This window comes from Bacillus sp. FJAT-22090 (assembly GCF_001278755.1).
Taxonomy (GTDB): Bacteria; Bacillota; Bacilli; order Bacillales_A; family Planococcaceae; genus Psychrobacillus.
On the sequence record NZ_CP012601.1, the window covers coordinates 3776368 to 3791671 of the forward strand.

At 41.8% G+C, this 15304-nt stretch carries 11 protein-coding genes, 8 tRNA genes and 3 rRNA genes; 21 read left to right on the forward strand and 1 reads right to left on the reverse strand.

Annotation, left to right across the window (positions count from 1 at the left end; genetic code table 11):
* Nucleotides 1-5 precede the first annotated feature (5 nt).
* The 20 genes from AM499_RS19035 to AM499_RS19130 all read left to right on the forward strand — a co-directional run bounded on the left by AM499_RS19035 (nucleotide 6) and on the right by AM499_RS19130 (nucleotide 13919).
* The gene (locus tag AM499_RS19035) at nucleotides 6-407 is read left to right on the forward strand and encodes an anti-sigma regulatory factor (protein ID WP_053591680.1); all 402 of its coding nucleotides are present in this window, start codon (nucleotides 6-8) and stop codon (nucleotides 405-407) included.
* Between the two features lie 14 nt (nucleotides 408-421).
* Nucleotides 422-1420, forward strand: coding sequence for a PP2C family protein-serine/threonine phosphatase (locus tag AM499_RS19040; protein WP_053591681.1), 999 nt, complete (start codon nucleotides 422-424; stop codon nucleotides 1418-1420).
* A gap of 69 nt (nucleotides 1421-1489) precedes the next feature.
* Nucleotides 1490-1834 (forward strand): STAS domain-containing protein, encoded by a 345-nt coding sequence (locus AM499_RS19045; protein ID WP_053591682.1) that lies wholly within the window; start codon nucleotides 1490-1492, stop codon nucleotides 1832-1834.
* On the forward strand, nucleotides 1821-2291 hold the full coding sequence (rsbW, locus tag AM499_RS19050) for an anti-sigma B factor RsbW (protein ID WP_053591683.1): 471 nt from the start codon (nucleotides 1821-1823) through the stop codon (nucleotides 2289-2291). The genes AM499_RS19045 and rsbW overlap by 14 nt, the downstream gene beginning before the upstream one ends.
* Nucleotides 2269-3054, forward strand: a complete 786-nt coding sequence (gene sigB / locus AM499_RS19055; RefSeq protein ID WP_053591684.1) for an RNA polymerase sigma factor SigB — start codon at nucleotides 2269-2271, stop codon at nucleotides 3052-3054. Before rsbW ends, sigB begins: the two co-directional genes overlap by 23 nt.
* The gene (locus AM499_RS19060) at nucleotides 3051-3647 is read left to right on the forward strand and encodes a PP2C family serine/threonine-protein phosphatase (protein ID WP_053591685.1); all 597 of its coding nucleotides are present in this window, start codon (nucleotides 3051-3053) and stop codon (nucleotides 3645-3647) included. The genes sigB and AM499_RS19060 overlap by 4 nt, the downstream gene beginning before the upstream one ends.
* Before the next feature lie 89 nt (nucleotides 3648-3736).
* Nucleotides 3737-5905 (forward strand): Tex family protein, encoded by a 2169-nt coding sequence (locus AM499_RS19065; protein WP_053591686.1) that lies wholly within the window; start codon nucleotides 3737-3739, stop codon nucleotides 5903-5905.
* 59 nt (nucleotides 5906-5964) lie between these two features.
* On the forward strand, nucleotides 5965-6435 hold the full coding sequence (locus AM499_RS19070; protein ID WP_053591687.1) for a SprT family protein: 471 nt from the start codon (nucleotides 5965-5967) through the stop codon (nucleotides 6433-6435).
* Between the two features lie 80 nt (nucleotides 6436-6515).
* Nucleotides 6516-6590 (forward strand) — tRNA-Asn (locus tag AM499_RS19075).
* A gap of 6 nt (nucleotides 6591-6596) precedes the next feature.
* A tRNA-Glu gene (locus AM499_RS19080) sits at nucleotides 6597-6668 on the forward strand.
* A gap of 27 nt (nucleotides 6669-6695) precedes the next feature.
* Nucleotides 6696-6771 (forward strand) — tRNA-Asp (locus AM499_RS19085).
* A gap of 3 nt (nucleotides 6772-6774) precedes the next feature.
* Nucleotides 6775-6849, forward strand: a tRNA-Gln gene (locus AM499_RS19090).
* A gap of 8 nt (nucleotides 6850-6857) precedes the next feature.
* Nucleotides 6858-6933 (forward strand) — tRNA-Lys (locus AM499_RS19095).
* Between the two features lie 63 nt (nucleotides 6934-6996).
* A tRNA-Leu gene (locus AM499_RS19100) sits at nucleotides 6997-7083 on the forward strand.
* Nucleotides 7084-7091: 8 nt separating this feature from the next.
* Nucleotides 7092-7168: transfer RNA gene (locus tag AM499_RS19105), tRNA-Arg, on the forward strand.
* Nucleotides 7169-7198: 30 nt separating this feature from the next.
* Nucleotides 7199-7272 (forward strand) — tRNA-Gly (locus tag AM499_RS19110).
* A 152-nt stretch (nucleotides 7273-7424) separates the two neighbouring features.
* A 16S ribosomal RNA gene (locus AM499_RS19115) occupies nucleotides 7425-8978 on the forward strand.
* Between the two features lie 326 nt (nucleotides 8979-9304).
* Nucleotides 9305-12233, forward strand: a 23S ribosomal RNA gene (locus AM499_RS19120).
* A 186-nt stretch (nucleotides 12234-12419) separates the two neighbouring features.
* Nucleotides 12420-12535 (forward strand): 5S ribosomal RNA (gene rrf, locus AM499_RS19125).
* Together the 16S, 23S and 5S rRNA genes with 8 tRNA genes alongside form the textbook arrangement of a ribosomal RNA operon.
* A gap of 286 nt (nucleotides 12536-12821) precedes the next feature.
* Nucleotides 12822-13919: a nuclease-related domain-containing protein gene (locus AM499_RS19130; RefSeq protein ID WP_053591688.1), complete on the forward strand. Its 1098-nt coding sequence runs from the start codon at nucleotides 12822-12824 to the stop codon at nucleotides 13917-13919.
* On the opposite strand, the gene AM499_RS19135 is transcribed toward AM499_RS19130, so the two are convergent.
* Nucleotides 13902-14255 carry a VOC family protein gene (locus AM499_RS19135; RefSeq protein WP_053591689.1) on the reverse strand — a complete coding sequence of 118 codons (354 nt, stop codon included), beginning with the start codon at nucleotides 14253-14255 and terminating at the stop codon, nucleotides 13902-13904. The genes AM499_RS19130 and AM499_RS19135 overlap by 18 nt on opposite strands.
* A 138-nt stretch (nucleotides 14256-14393) precedes the next feature.
* Between AM499_RS19135 and AM499_RS19140 the strand changes: the two genes are divergently transcribed.
* Nucleotides 14394-15260, forward strand: a complete 867-nt coding sequence (locus AM499_RS19140; protein ID WP_053592292.1) for a helix-turn-helix transcriptional regulator — start codon at nucleotides 14394-14396, stop codon at nucleotides 15258-15260.
* Nucleotides 15261-15304: the final 44 nt, after the last annotated feature.

A 15304-nucleotide genomic window follows, 5' to 3' on the forward strand; every position in this document is an offset into this window, starting at 1 on the left:
TCCATATGAACTTTGAGTCTTCTGTTGATATTATAACAGAGTGGGACATTGTTGCTGCTAGGCAGCTTGGAAGAAACAAAGCAAAAGAAGTAGGCTTTGGAACAGTCGACCAAGCAAGAATTACTACAGCTATCAGTGAACTTGCTCGTAATATTTATTTATATGCTGGAAAAGGAAAGATAGAAATCAACCATATTACAGAAGGCAATCTTAAAGGGTTATTAGTTATCGCATCGGATGAAGGCCCAGGAATTGCGGACGTTCGAAAAGCTTTGGAAGATGGTTATACCACTTCCGGTGGACTAGGTGCAGGACTTCCTGGTGTGAAGCGTTTGATGGATAATTTTAAGATTGAGACAGTAATTGGAGAGGGTACAAAGATTAGTGCTACTAAGTGGCTTAGATAGGAGGTGATTGAGGAATGCCTCAAGAGTTTAAACGAGATTATAAAAATATATTAAAAGATTATACGTTAAAGCAAACAGAGCATAATTTATATGAGGGGCAAAACTTTAGTAAGCAACTTATACAGAAGAACATCTCTCCAGAAGATGTTATAAGCATACATAAGGCCTCTTTAGAAGAAATAATGCCCGAACTACCTGAGAACGTATCACATTCTTTTGATTTATTAATAGAAGTGATGATTCACTATGGTTTGGCGCTAAAAGAGCATCAAACTTTAATAAAAAAACAAGAAAACTTTAAAATGGAAATGGAATTAGCTGCAAACGTGCAAAAAACATTGCTAAAAACAAAAGTTCCGAAAATGTCTGGTTTAGATATTGGAATGATTTCTGTCCCTGCAAAAGAAATGAATGGTGATTATGCTTATTTCTTAAGTGACGAAACAAACTTAGGTATAGCTGTAGCTGATGTTATTGGAAAAGGAATTCCCGCTGCACTTTGTATGTCGATGATTAAGTATGGGATGGATGGTTTGTCTGGAGCAAAAACAGAACCTGTTGTTGTTTTGGATATTATTAATAGAATCGTTGAGAAAAGTGTTAGTGATTCAATGTTTATATCGATGTTTTATGGAGCATACGATTCAACGAATAACGAATTTACTTATGCTTCTGCTGGACATGAACCACCATTATTCTATTGTGAAAAAAGCAGTAGCTTTGAAGAGTTACAGGCAAAAGGCTTACTCCTTGGTGTTATTCCAAACGTTAAATATGAACAACAATCAATTGTATTAGATAAAGGTGATTTTGTTGTCATGATGACAGACGGTGTGACAGAGTGTCGCTCGAAGGAAGGCTTCATCGAACAACAAAAGGTGATGGAAATCATTGAAAGTGTGAAAAATGAACCTGCGCAAGTAATGGTTGAATACGTATTCCATAAGTTAGAAGAGTTACAGGATTTCGAACAACGAGATGATTTTACATTGGTCATCTTAAAGAAAATGTAATAGAAATGTTTATCACTGGCTAAAATGTGGTATAGATTACTATAGATAGCGAAAACGGGGGATAAAATAATGAATATTACAGTAGAGTTATTAGAAGAAAACATGAAGGTTACAGGGATTATTAAAGGCGAAATTGATGCTTTTACCGCACCTATTCTTCGAGAAAAATTAGCAGAAATTCAATTAGCAGAAAATCTTCAAGTTGAATTAGACTTGAAAGATGTATCATATATGGATAGTACAGGTTTAGGAGTTTTTGTTGGCTTTTACAAAAGCGTTAAAGCTTCCAATAGTCACTTAGAATTAACTGGTCTTTCATCTCGTTTAAAACGATTGTTTGATATAACTGGTTTAGGAGAGATTATGGATATTCAAGCAGCTAGTAAAGAGGTGAAAATAGATGAAACCGTTTGATTATGTTGAAATTCGATTGCCTGCAAAGCCACAGTATGTAAGTGTTGCTCGTTTAACAATTTCTGGGTTGGCAAACCGAATTGGATTTACATATGACGATATAGAGGACTTGAAAATTGCCGCTAGTGAAGCCATAACTAATGCTGTTCAACATGCTTATACAGAGGATGAAGAAGGCGAAGTAGTAATTGGATGTGCCGTTTATGAAGATAAACTAGAAATAATGGTAGCAGATCATGGAAAGAGCTTTAACTTTGAGGAAACAAAAGCTAAAGTTGGACCGTATCACGATTTAGAAGAAGGTTCATTTCTACGGGAAGGCGGCCTAGGGTTATATTTGATTGAAACGTTAATGGATGAGGTTAAAGTTCATCACCAAGAGGGTGTAACTGTATTTATGACGAAGTATGTCGGAGTAGAGCAGGTGGATGAAAATGTCGAACACATCTCTTCATAACAAACAATCAAAGGAACAAATTTTAAAATGGATAGAAGATTATCAACAAAATGAGAGTGAAGAAGCACAAACGAATCTCGTATTAAATTACACTAGACTCGTGGAATCCATCGCCCGTAAATATTCGAATGGTAAGTCACATCACGAGGATATAGTACAAGTTGGAATGCTTGGACTCTTAGGTGCTATTAGAAGATATGATCCATCCTTTGGCAGGAACTTTGAAGCATTTGCAATTCCAACGATAATTGGTGAAATTAAACGGTTTTTACGTGACAAAACTTGGGCGGTCCATGTTCCTAGAAGAATTAAAGAGCTAGGACCACGTATTCGTGCAGCTGTAGAAACGTTAACCATTGAATTTCAGCGATCACCGTTAGTCCCAGAAATAGCGGATCATTTAGGAGTAGAGGTAGAAGACGTTTTAGAAGCGATGGAAATGGGTAAAAGCTATCAGGCTCTGTCTATGGACCATTCGCTGGATTCAGATTCTGATGGAAGTACTATCACTCTTTTTGACGTTATTGGAAACACAGACGGAGAGTACGAGAAAACAGATCAACGTTTACTTGTAGCTAATGCTTTAAATATACTTTCTGAACGAGAAAAAGAAATAATTCAGTTTACATATATTGAGCAATTAAGTCAAAAAGAAACTGGCGATCGTTTGGGAATTTCTCAAATGCATGTTTCTAGAATTCAAAGAAAAGCTATAAAAAAATTGCAAGCAGCAATATTAGCGTCAGGTGGAGTAGAAGAGTGAAATATATTTCAGATGAATCGGTAGACGTTTTAGTCTATCAAGAAGCTAAAACAGGTAACTTGGACTCTGGGGATACGTACTATATTTATAAAGATGATGATTACTTACTTTGTGCGATTGCGGATGGACTAGGAAATGGTCCGGTTGCAAAAGAATCCGCAGATGTAATGCCTGAGATTCTTGCTAACAACCTAAATGAGTCTTTGGATGATTTGCTGTTACTTTGCAATGAAAGAATGTTTCAAAAGAGAGGCGCCGCAGTTGCAATTGTAAGAGCAGATTTAAAGAACAAAACTATTTCCTATAGTTGCGTTGGCAATATTAAATTTTACATGTATCAAAGTAAAACAGACAAAATGATCTATCCTTTACCTGTAATGGGCTATCTATCTGGTAGGAAGCAAAAGTTTCGCACTCAAACTTACTCTTACTCTGAAAAGGATAAATTCCTGATGCACTCGGACGGAGTAGAATTAAAGAATCCGAAAGAAACATTAAAAAGGGCGAATAGCACCAAATGTTTATATGAATCTTTAATTGACATTATCAAGCATGGTGATGATGCAACATTTATCGCAGGAAGCTTACTCTAGCATTAGGGTAAGCTTTTTTATTTGGTTCAGTTTAGACAAGTAGGGGGCTTGTGTTAAAATAGATACAATATGGAAAGGGTGACTTTGTTTTGGAAATAAAAAAAATGTTACAGCTTGTTTCAAAAGAAACAGGCGTTAAAACTACGCAAGCAGAACAAGTAATCAAACTATTAGAAGAAGGAAATACAGTTCCCTTTATCGCACGATATAGAAAAGAACAAACTGGATCTTTAGATGAGGTGCAAATTAAAGCAATTGAAGATCGGTACAATTACATACAACAGCTAGAACAACGAAAAGAAGAGGTTATCCGCTTAATAGACGAGCAAGGCAAGTTAACTGAAGAATTGATTACTTCTATTAATAATGCAACCGTACTACAGCGTGTAGAGGATTTATATCGTCCCTATAAACAAAAAAGAAGAACGAAGGCTACGATTGCAAAAGAAAAAGGATTAGAACCTTTAGCGAACTTGCTACTTACTTTCCCAAAAGAGTCGGTAGAAAAATTAGCAACTGATTATTTAAATGAAGAATTAGAAGTTCTTACTATTGAGGATGCTCTTCAAGGAGCAAGAGATATACTAGCAGAACAATTTGCAGATGATGCAAAAATTCGTGAACAAATACGTAATATCTCTAGAGCAGATGGTAAAGTGATTTCCTCCGTCAAAAAGGCTGAATTGGATGAGAAAAACATATTCGAAATGTATTATGAATATGAAGAACCGGTGAAAAAAATAGTACCGCATAGAACACTAGCTTTAAATCGTGGTGAGAAAGAGGATGTTCTAAAGGTAAGTATCCAAGTTCCTATTGAAAAAGTAACTAGTGTTATGAAATTACAATGGGTTCCAAATAACACTTCCAGTGATGCGGTTGGACATGTAGAAATGTCCATTGAAGATTCTTACAAACGTTTGATTCAACCATCTGTTGAAAGAGAGATTCGTACGGAGCTGACAGAAAAAGCAGAAGCACAAGCAATTCATATATTCTCGGAAAATTTACGTAATCTGTTACTACAACCTCCTTTAAAAGGAAAAATAATTTTGGGTGTAGACCCTGCATATCGAACAGGGTGTAAGTTGGCGGTAGTAGATGATACAGGAAAATTATTAGAAGTATCCGCTATTTATCCGCATGCCCCTAAAATGGACGTAGAAGGATCTAAAAAAAGAGTTCTATCTTATTTAGAGAAATATCCAATTTCATTGATTGCAATCGGAAATGGGACAGCTTCTCGTGAAACAGAGCAATTCATAGTTGATTGCTTAAAAGAAGTAGAGGGCGATGTAGCGTACGTTATTGTCAATGAAGCAGGTGCCAGTGTTTACTCAGCATCGGAAACTGCAAGAAATGAGTTTCCTGACTTGCAGGTGGAGCAGCGAAGTGCCGTTTCCATAGCAAGACGTTTACAAGATCCCCTTGCAGAACTTGTGAAAATCGATCCAAAAGCAGTGGGTGTAGGTCAGTACCAACATGATGTATCCCAAAAGAAACTATCCGAATCACTTTCTTTTATAGTAGAAACTGCAGTTAATCAGGTTGGAGTTAATGTAAACACTGCCTCTGCATCTTTACTACAATATGTTTCAGGGCTATCAAAGACAGTAGCAGAAAATGTCGTGAATCTAAGAAACGAACAAGGTAGATTTACATCAAGAGCACAGCTAAAGAAAATTCCTAGACTTGGAGCTAAAACCTATGAGCAAGCAATTGGATTCTTGCGTGTTCCGGATGCAAAAAATCCATTTGATGCCACTGGAATTCACCCAGAGAGCTATAAAGCTGCAGAACAAGTATTAGAAATTGCAGGATTGAAAAAGTCTCAAATCGGATCTAAAGAGGCGGAAGAAGCCTTGAAGAATATTAATATTGCAGATGTGAGTAAGGAATTAGAGATTGGTGAAATCACACTAAAAGATATAGTGGATACATTGATTAAACCTACAAGAGATCCACGAGAAGCATTTCCGCAACCGATTTTGAAAAAAGATGTACTTAAGATGGAAGATCTTCAAACAGGAATGGAGCTCCAAGGGACAGTTCGAAACGTAGTAGATTTTGGAGCATTTGTCGATATAGGTGTAAAACAAGATGGACTAGTTCATATATCTAAGCTGAAAAAAGGATTTGTTAAACATCCACTTGATGTCGTTTCATTAGGAGACATCGTAACTGTATGGGTAGAACAGTATGACGCCAATAAAGGAAGAATCGCACTTACGATGCTACCTCCACAAGAACAAGTGTGAGAGTTAAGAATTGTCCAATGAGCACTCATTGGACAAGTTCTTTTTTAGGAGCGAGTTAAATGACAGATGAAAAACTTTTAAAATTAGTATGCAATGTATCAAAAACAATCTTTGGGAAAGACTTTCAACATGAAGCTACCTTTAATAGGCGCCTCCGAACAACTGGAGGAAGGTATTTGTTGAGAACACATAATATCGAAATAAACCCACTAGTCTTTGAAAAACATGGGTTGGAAGAATTAGTTGGTGTTATAAAACATGAGCTTTGTCATTATCACCTACATATAGAGGGAAGAGGATATAAACATAGAGATGCCGACTTTAGAGAACTTCTAAAAAGAACAAACTCTCCAAGATTTTGTTCGACCCTCGTTGAACCTAAAGAGATTAAAAGGAAGAAAATCTATACGTATTCGTGTGAAAAATGCTCACTTCTATATAATCGAAAAATTCGATTAAATACCGAGAAATACAGGTGTGGCAAGTGTTTAGGGAAATTAGTTTTAGTTACTAGTAAAATTTCTAAATAAATTTCGGAAAAGTGGTTGACGTTTTGTTAAAGGCTCTCTATAATAGAAAAAGTCGAGTAAAACAAAACGACAAAAATTATTCCGAAGTAGCTCAGTGGTAGAGCAATCGGCTGTTAACCGATCGGTCGTAGGTTCGAGTCCTACCTTCGGAGCCATTATATGGCCCCTTGGTCAAGCGGTTAAGACACCGCCCTTTCACGGCGGTAACACGGGTTCGAATCCCGTAGGGGTCATTTCTAATTATATAATTTATTTTCGAAGGTCCCGTGGTGTAGCGGTTAACATGCCTGCCTGTCACGCAGGAGATCGCCGGTTCGATCCCGGTCGGGACCGCCATGTTGGGGTATAGCCAAGCGGTAAGGCAACGGATTTTGATTCCGTCATGCCCTGGTTCGAATCCAGGTACCCCAGCCATTTATTTCGAGCCATTAGCTCAGTTGGTAGAGCATCTGACTTTTAATCAGAGGGTCGTAGGTTCGAATCCTACATGGCTCACCATTTTTGTTGTTGACAATCTCTCGTTTTGGGAGTATAATAAATTTTGTCCCAAGTGATAACTACGCGGTCGTGGCGGAACGGCAGACGCGCTAGGTTGAGGGCCTAGTGGGGGTTAACCCCGTGGAGGTTCAAGTCCTCTCGGCCGCACCAAAGCACATGCGCCCGTAGCTCAATTGGATAGAGCGTCTGACTACGGATCAGAAGGTTGTGGGTTCGACTCCTGCCGGGCGCGCCAAAAAATAACAACATTATATCTTATATTAACGCGGGTGTAGTTTAGTGGTAAAACCTCAGCCTTCCAAGCTGATGATGAGAGTTCGATTCTCTTCACCCGCTCCATTATTTTTTAAAACATGAACATTGAAAACTGAACATGCAAAACGTTAAGACATATAGCTTGATAGACTAGCTTCGGTTAGTCAGATAGCAAACAATTTTGACATCATTTAATGATGATGCCAGCAAAACAAAATGAGCTTTTTAAGTTCTCTATTATGGAGAGTTTGATCCTGGCTCAGGACGAACGCTGGCGGCGTGCCTAATACATGCAAGTCGAGCGGATGATGAAGAAGCTTGCTTCTTCTGATTTAGCGGCGGACGGGTGAGTAACACGTGGGCAACCTGCCCTGTAGATTGGGATAACTCCGGGAAACCGGGGCTAATACCGAATAATCCATTCCCTCACATGGAGGAATGTTAAAAGACGGTTTCGGCTGTCACTACAGGATGGGCCCGCGGCGCATTAGCTAGTTGGTGAGGTAACGGCTCACCAAGGCGACGATGCGTAGCCGACCTGAGAGGGTGATCGGCCACACTGGGACTGAGACACGGCCCAGACTCCTACGGGAGGCAGCAGTAGGGAATCTTCCACAATGGACGAAAGTCTGATGGAGCAACGCCGCGTGAGTGAAGAAGGTTTTCGGATCGTAAAACTCTGTTGTGAGGGAAGAACAAGTACGAGAGTAACTGCTCGTACCTTGACGGTACCTCATTAGAAAGCCACGGCTAACTACGTGCCAGCAGCCGCGGTAATACGTAGGTGGCAAGCGTTGTCCGGAATTATTGGGCGTAAAGCGCGCGCAGGCGGTCCTTTAAGTCTGATGTGAAAGCCCACGGCTCAACCGTGGAGGGTCATTGGAAACTGGGGGACTTGAGTGCAGAAGAGGAAAGTGGAATTCCAAGTGTAGCGGTGAAATGCGTAGAGATTTGGAGGAACACCAGTGGCGAAGGCGACTTTCTGGTCTGTAACTGACGCTGAGGCGCGAAAGCGTGGGGAGCAAACAGGATTAGATACCCTGGTAGTCCACGCCGTAAACGATGAGTGCTAAGTGTTAGGGGGTTTCCGCCCCTTAGTGCTGCAGCTAACGCATTAAGCACTCCGCCTGGGGAGTACGGTCGCAAGACTGAAACTCAAAGGAATTGACGGGGGCCCGCACAAGCGGTGGAGCATGTGGTTTAATTCGAAGCAACGCGAAGAACCTTACCAGGTCTTGACATCCCGCTGACCGTCCTAGAGATAGGATTTTCCCTTCGGGGACAGCGGTGACAGGTGGTGCATGGTTGTCGTCAGCTCGTGTCGTGAGATGTTGGGTTAAGTCCCGCAACGAGCGCAACCCTTGATCTTAGTTGCCAGCATTCAGTTGGGCACTCTAAGGTGACTGCCGGTGATAAACCGGAGGAAGGTGGGGATGACGTCAAATCATCATGCCCCTTATGACCTGGGCTACACACGTGCTACAATGGACGGTACAGAGGGTCGCAACCCCGCGAGGGTGAGCTAATCCCATAAAACCGTTCTCAGTTCGGATTGTAGGCTGCAACTCGCCTACATGAAGCCGGAATCGCTAGTAATCGTGGATCAGCATGCCACGGTGAATACGTTCCCGGGCCTTGTACACACCGCCCGTCACACCACGAGAGTTTGTAACACCCGAAGTCGGTGGGGTAACCCTTTTGGGAGCCAGCCGCCGAAGGTGGGACAGATGATTGGGGTGAAGTCGTAACAAGGTAGCCGTATCGGAAGGTGCGGCTGGATCACCTCCTTTCTAAGGATAAACACGGAATACAGATCTTTATCTGTAGCTTAACGTTTTGCAGTTCAGTTTTGAATGTTCATTCATTTGAGCATTTCAAACTTGTTCTTTGAAAACTGGATAAAACGACATTGAAAGCAACAAATTCAAGAAATTCAATTTGTAATCACATTCGTGATTATTTTTTGTGTAGTACTTTTAACTACTATATTTGAGGGTTTCAAGACACAAGCAGTTCGAGGAAGCGAGTGAGTGAACACCGGAACGTACTAACGTACGTGAGGATGTGAACGAGCGAAGCTGACGAAGAAATGCGCCGTGTATTGAAAGCCGAATTAGGTTAAGTTAATAAGGGCGCACGGTGAATGCCTTGGCACTAGGAGCCGAAGAAGGACGGCACTAACACCGATATGCTCCGGGGAGCTGTAAGTGAGCTTTGATCCGGAGATTTCCGAATGGGGAAACCCACTGTTCGTAATGGAGCAGTACATTTGCGTGAATACATAGCGCATCTGTGGCACACCCAGGGAACTGAAACATCTAAGTACCTGGAGGAAGAGAAAGAAAAATCGATTCCCTGAGTAGCGGCGAGCGAAACGGGAAGAGCCCAAACCAAGAGGCTTGCCTCTTGGGGTTGTAGGACACTCAGCATAGAGTTACAAAGGAACGAGTTAGACGAAGCGATCTGGAAAGGTCCGCAGGATAGGGTAAAAGCCCCGTAGTCAAAAATTCGTTCTCTCTTGAGTGGATCCTGAGTACGGCGGAACACGTGAAATTCCGTCGGAATCCGGGAGGACCATCTCCCAAGGCTAAATACTCCCTAGTGACCGATAGTGAACCAGTACCGTGAGGGAAAGGTGAAAAGCACCCCGGAAGGGGAGTGAAATAGACCCTGAAACCGTGTGCCTACAAATAGTCAGAGCCCGTTAATGGGTGATGGCGTGCCTTTTGTAGAATGAACCGGCGAGTTACGATTACATGCAAGGTTAAGTCGAGGAGACGGAGCCGCAGCGAAAGCGAGTCTGAATAGGGCGAATGAGTATGTGGTCGTAGACCCGAAACCAGGTGATCTACCCATGTCCAGGATGAAGGTAAGGTAACACTTACTGGAGGTCCGAACCCACGCACGTTGAAAAGTGCGGGGATGAGGTGTGGGTAGCGGAGAAATTCCAATCGAACCTGGAGATAGCTGGTTCTCTCCGAAATAGCTTTAGGGCTAGCCTCAAACGCGAGAATCTTGGAGGTAGAGCACTGTTTGGACTAGGGGCCCATCCCGGGTTACCGAATTCAGACAAACTCCGAATGCCAATGATTTATGTTTGGGAGTCAGACTGCGAGTGATAAGATCCGTAGTCAAGAGGGAAACAGCCCAGACCACCAGCTAAGGTCCCCAAGTATTTGTTAAGTGGAAAAGGATGTGGCGTTGCTTAGACAACCAGGATGTTGGCTTAGAAGCAGCCATCATTTAAAGAGTGCGTAATAGCTCACTGGTCGAGTGACGCTGCGCCGAAAATGTATCGGGGCTAAACAAATCACCGAAGCTGTGGATTGATACCTATGGTATCAGTGGTAGGAGAGCGTTCTAAGGGCGTTGAAGTCAGACCGGAAGGACTGGTGGAGCGCTTAGAAGTGAGAATGCCGGTATGAGTAGCGAAAGATGGGTGAGAATCCCATCCACCGTATGACTAAGGTTTCCTGAGGAAGGCTCGTCCGCTCAGGGTTAGTCGGGACCTAAGTCGAGGCCGATAGGCGTAGACGATGGACAACAGGTTGATATTCCTGTACCACCACCCCGCCGTTTGAGTGATGGGGGGACGCAGTAGGATAGGGTAAGCGTGCTGTTGGTTATGCACGTCCAAGCAGTGAGGTGTGAGTGTAGGCAAATCCGCACTCTGTAACATTGAGCTGTGATGGCGAGGACGAATGTCCGGAGTTCCTGATTTCACACTGCCAAGAAAAGCCTCTAACGAGGCGGGAGGTGCCCGTACCGCAAACCGACACAGGTAGTCGAGGAGAGAATCCTAAGGTGAGCGAGAGAACTCTCGTTAAGGAACTCGGCAAAATGACCCCGTAACTTCGGGAGAAGGGGTGCTCTTTTGGGTGCATAGCCCAGAAGAGCCGCAGTGAATAGGCCCAGGCGACTGTTTAGCAAAAACACAGGTCTCTGCAAAACCGTAAGGTGAAGTATAGGGGCTGACGCCTGCCCGGTGCTGGAAGGTTAAGAGGAGTGCTTAGCGCAAGCGAAGGTGCGAATTGAAGCCCCAGTAAACGGCGGCCGTAACTATAACGGTCCTAAGGTAGCGAAATTCCTTGTCGGGTAAGTTCCGACCCGCACGAAAGGCGTAACGATCTGGGCACTGTCTCAACGAGAGACTCGGTGAAATTATAGTACCTGTGAAGATGCAGGTTACCCGCGACAGGACGGAAAGACCCCGTGGAGCTTTACTGTAGCTTGATATTGAATTTTGGTGCAACTTGTACAGGATAGGTAGGAGCCTTAGAGCCCGGAGCGCCAGCTTCGGAGGAGGCGTCGGTGGGATACTACCCTGGTTGTATTGAAATTCTAACCCATACCCGTAACCCGGGTAGGAGACAGTGTCAGGCGGGCAGTTTGACTGGGGCGGTCGCCTCCTAAAGTGTAACGGAGGCGCCCAAAGGTTCCCTCAGAATGGTTGGAAATCATTCGAAGAGTGTAAAGGCAGAAGGGAGCTTGACTGCGAGACCTACAAGTCGAGCAGGGTCGAAAGACGGGCTTAGTGATCCGGTGGTTCCGCATGGAAGGGCCATCGCTCAACGGATAAAAGCTACCCCGGGGATAACAGGCTTATCTCCCCCAAGAGTCCACATCGACGGGGAGGTTTGGCACCTCGATGTCGGCTCATCGCATCCTGGGGCTGTAGTCGGTCCCAAGGGTTGGGCTGTTCGCCCATTAAAGCGGTACGCGAGCTGGGTTCAGAACGTCGTGAGACAGTTCGGTCCCTATCCGTCGTGGGCGTAGGAAATTTGAGAGGAGCTGTCCTTAGTACGAGAGGACCGGGATGGACACACCGCTGGTGTACCAGTTGTTCTGCCAAGAGCATCGCTGGGTAGCTATGTGTGGACGGGATAAGTGCTGAAAGCATCTAAGCACGAAGCCCCCCTCAAGATGAGATTTCCCATTACGCAAGTAAGTAAGATCCCTCAAAGACGATGAGGTAGATAGGTTCGGGGTGGAAGCGTGGCGACACGTGCAGCTGACGAATACTAATCGATCGAGGACTTAACCAAATATGAATATGCGAGCATCAATGTCTTTTATCCAGTTTTGAGTGAACAAGCACTCTAATAAGAGGGTTTCTAGACACGAGTAATTCGAGGAAACGATTGAGAGAGGAAAGGAGCGTACTCAAGTACGTGACTGACCGAACGAATGAAGTTGACGAAGAAGTACGATGTGTATGGAAAGCCGAAGAGTCTAGTGATGATGGCGAAGAGGTCACACCCGTTCCCATACCGAACACGGAAGTTAAGCTCTTCAGCGCCGATGGTAGTTGGGGGTCTCCCCCTGTGAGAGTAGGACGTCGCTGGGCACTAGAAAAGTCGTCACCGAGTAATCGGTGGCGACTTTTTTTTGTATATTTTTTTATTTAGTGAAAAATGAAAAGGAATTTTAACTTATAAAGTGCGACATTTCCCGGGAAATACTGACAGTTACCGACATAAATTATAAAATCAAAAATTGAATTTTAATATATAATTTCGGCCTAAACACAATTTTGAATTACTTTATATGTTCATAACAAAATTATCGTCATTTTTATACAATTTACATTATGAATATATATGATATGGTGCAACAAAGGGGTGAAGGAAGAATTGATTATAAAAAAACGTTCAATTGAATACAAATATATGGGCTTGGAAATGCTATATCACCGCTTACCAAAAGAGCATGCGATGAAATCATTGATAAGTTCTAGAATGCTATCCTCAAAAGCTGGAATTATTGGAGAAACAATTGTAGAAGAAATATTTGATAGATACCAATTTCCTTATGATTGCCGTATTTTACATGATGTGAGCCTAACTTCAAATGGTAGATTCCAAATGGATACTATTTTTATTTCTCCTTATGGAGTAGTAATTTTAGAGTGTAAAAATATTGTTGGAGAGTTGTTTTTTCAAAATAAACCCGCTTGTTTATCTAGAAGGTTGGAGAATGGGCAAGAGGATACTTTTGAAAGTCCTGAAGTGCAGGTAAGTCGAAATATATACTTATTAAGAGAATGGTTGAAAGACAGGGGAATGAATTTACCAGTAAGTGGAGTTATTGTATTTAGTACAACTAAATCGAAAATCATTAAATCTCCGAAGCATATTGATGTAATTTATGCTTCTAGTATTCCTGTTTATCTCCGACAGTTACAAACGCAAAAGGAATATTTGTCTGCTGATCAGATGAACCATTTAGTTAAAAATATTTTGGAGTCTCATCAGTTTTATCTTCCTTACCCAATGTGCAGAAATTGGCGGATTGATCCTAGTGAATTGATTACTGGGGTTCAGTGTGGGAAATGTGAAAGTTTTGGTATGGAGAGAATTAAAAGAACTTGGTTATGCACAAATTGCAATTTTAAAGATGCCCATGCACATATAAAGGCGATAATTGAGTGGTTTGTGCTGATTGGTGAAAAAATATCAAATAAAGAATGCTGTAAATTTTTGCATATTCATCAACATCAGACAACGACTAGAATTATTCAAAGTATGGGACTAATAAGAATGGGAGAAGGAAAAGCGACTAAATATAAAATGAATGAAAAAATGCTATATGGTCAGAAAACTATTTATGTGGATAGAAAAAATTTTATCCGGACACATTTAATTCTATACGGTCAGAAATATCATTATACGGACACAAACAAGAAATGCCCCTCCAAGGAGGGGCTTACCATTTTAAATTTCACTCATTAGTGCGTGGGTATTGCCTTCAGTATCTTTAAAAAAGGCCATCCATGTTTCTACTTCTCCCATTTTAGCAACCATATGGGGTTCATCAATAAAAGTGGCTCCTGCTTCTTTCATGCGTGTTACTTCTCCATTTAAATCTTTTACCTGAAAGTATAATACGGAGCTTGGGTGATTGAACTCTTCTGTTTCGGGGCGGCTTAATAGCAGTCTCGTTCCTTCACACTCAAAAAATGCTAATCCATTCGTTTCAAATAATAATGGTAGTCCAATTACATTCTTATAAAACGCAACTGCACGTTCTACATTTTCTACATTTACGGCAATTTGTCCGAGTTTCATTTTATAAACCCTCCATCTCTCCTTAATAAATTCTATATTACAGCCAAAAATCCTTTTACTATCGCAAAAAATATCAAAATCCCTCATAATAAGTCTTTTAAAATAAGTGTATGAGGAGGTGCATGGGTAGTGGATATTATGCAAAAGACAATTAGTTGGTTAGAAACAAGATTGGAGGAACCAGTCAATAATGAAGAGATTGTTCAGTTAACGGGCTATTCGTTCTTTCACTTTCATCGTTTATTTCAAGGTAAAGTAGGCATGACGCTAAGTGAATATGTACGTCATAGAAGGCTGACGAACGCTGCAAATAAGCTAATATACACAGATACTCGAATACTAGATATTGTGTTTACTTACCAGTTTGAATCACAGGAGTCATTTACACGAGCCTTTCGAAAAGAATATGGCTTACCCCCGGGAAAGTATCGAGTGCTCATGCGAACTTTATTAGAAGAAAAAGATCAAAAGGAGGAAGAGATGATGGAAGGTTGGTTTTTAAGTGGTGCTCATAATAATAAGTATGAGATGAGTAGGGATTTTGAGAATGTCCATAAGGGAAGTGCTTCGGGATATTTAAGATCTGTAGCACCAGCCGTTCAAGGGGAATTTGGTACTGTGATGCAGCAGTTTCTTGCAAACGAATGGTACGGGAAGCGGATGAAGTTATCTAGTTTTATTCAAACGAAAGAAGTGGAAGGTTTTGTTGGATTGTGGATGCGTGTAGACGGTAAAGATGGAGACACTTTGCAATTTGATAATATGCAAAATCGTCCTATTACTGGGACATCTGCATGGAATCATTACTCTGTCGTATTAGATGTGCCACATAATGCACATTCGATTTATTTTGGGGTTATGCTTCAGGGTGTAGGAGAAGTGTGGATGGATGAATTTGCTTTTATGCAAGTGGATGATAAAACTCCTTCTACTAACATGATGGTACCAGAAGAAATGCCTAGTGAACCAGTGAACTTGAACTTTGAAAAGGAATTTGAAAATTAATCGCAATTCATTTAACCACATTCTATAAAAGAATGTGGTATTTT

Coding starts and splice junctions, on each gene's coding strand:
- AM499_RS19035 (WP_053591680.1), top strand. CDS start 6: ATGAACTTTGAGTCTTCTGTTGATATTATAACAGAGTGGGACATTGTT.
- AM499_RS19040 (WP_053591681.1), top strand. CDS start 422: ATGCCTCAAGAGTTTAAACGAGATTATAAAAATATATTAAAAGATTAT.
- AM499_RS19045 (WP_053591682.1), top strand. CDS start 1,490: ATGAATATTACAGTAGAGTTATTAGAAGAAAACATGAAGGTTACAGGG.
- rsbW (WP_053591683.1), top strand. CDS start 1,821: ATGAAACCGTTTGATTATGTTGAAATTCGATTGCCTGCAAAGCCACAG.
- sigB (WP_053591684.1), top strand. CDS start 2,269: ATGTCGAACACATCTCTTCATAACAAACAATCAAAGGAACAAATTTTA.
- AM499_RS19070 (WP_053591687.1), top strand. CDS start 5,965: ATGACAGATGAAAAACTTTTAAAATTAGTATGCAATGTATCAAAAACA.
- AM499_RS19135 (WP_053591689.1), bottom strand. CDS start 14,255: ATGAAACTCGGACAAATTGCCGTAAATGTAGAAAATGTAGAACGTGCA.
- AM499_RS19140 (WP_053592292.1), top strand. CDS start 14,394: ATGCAAAAGACAATTAGTTGGTTAGAAACAAGATTGGAGGAACCAGTC.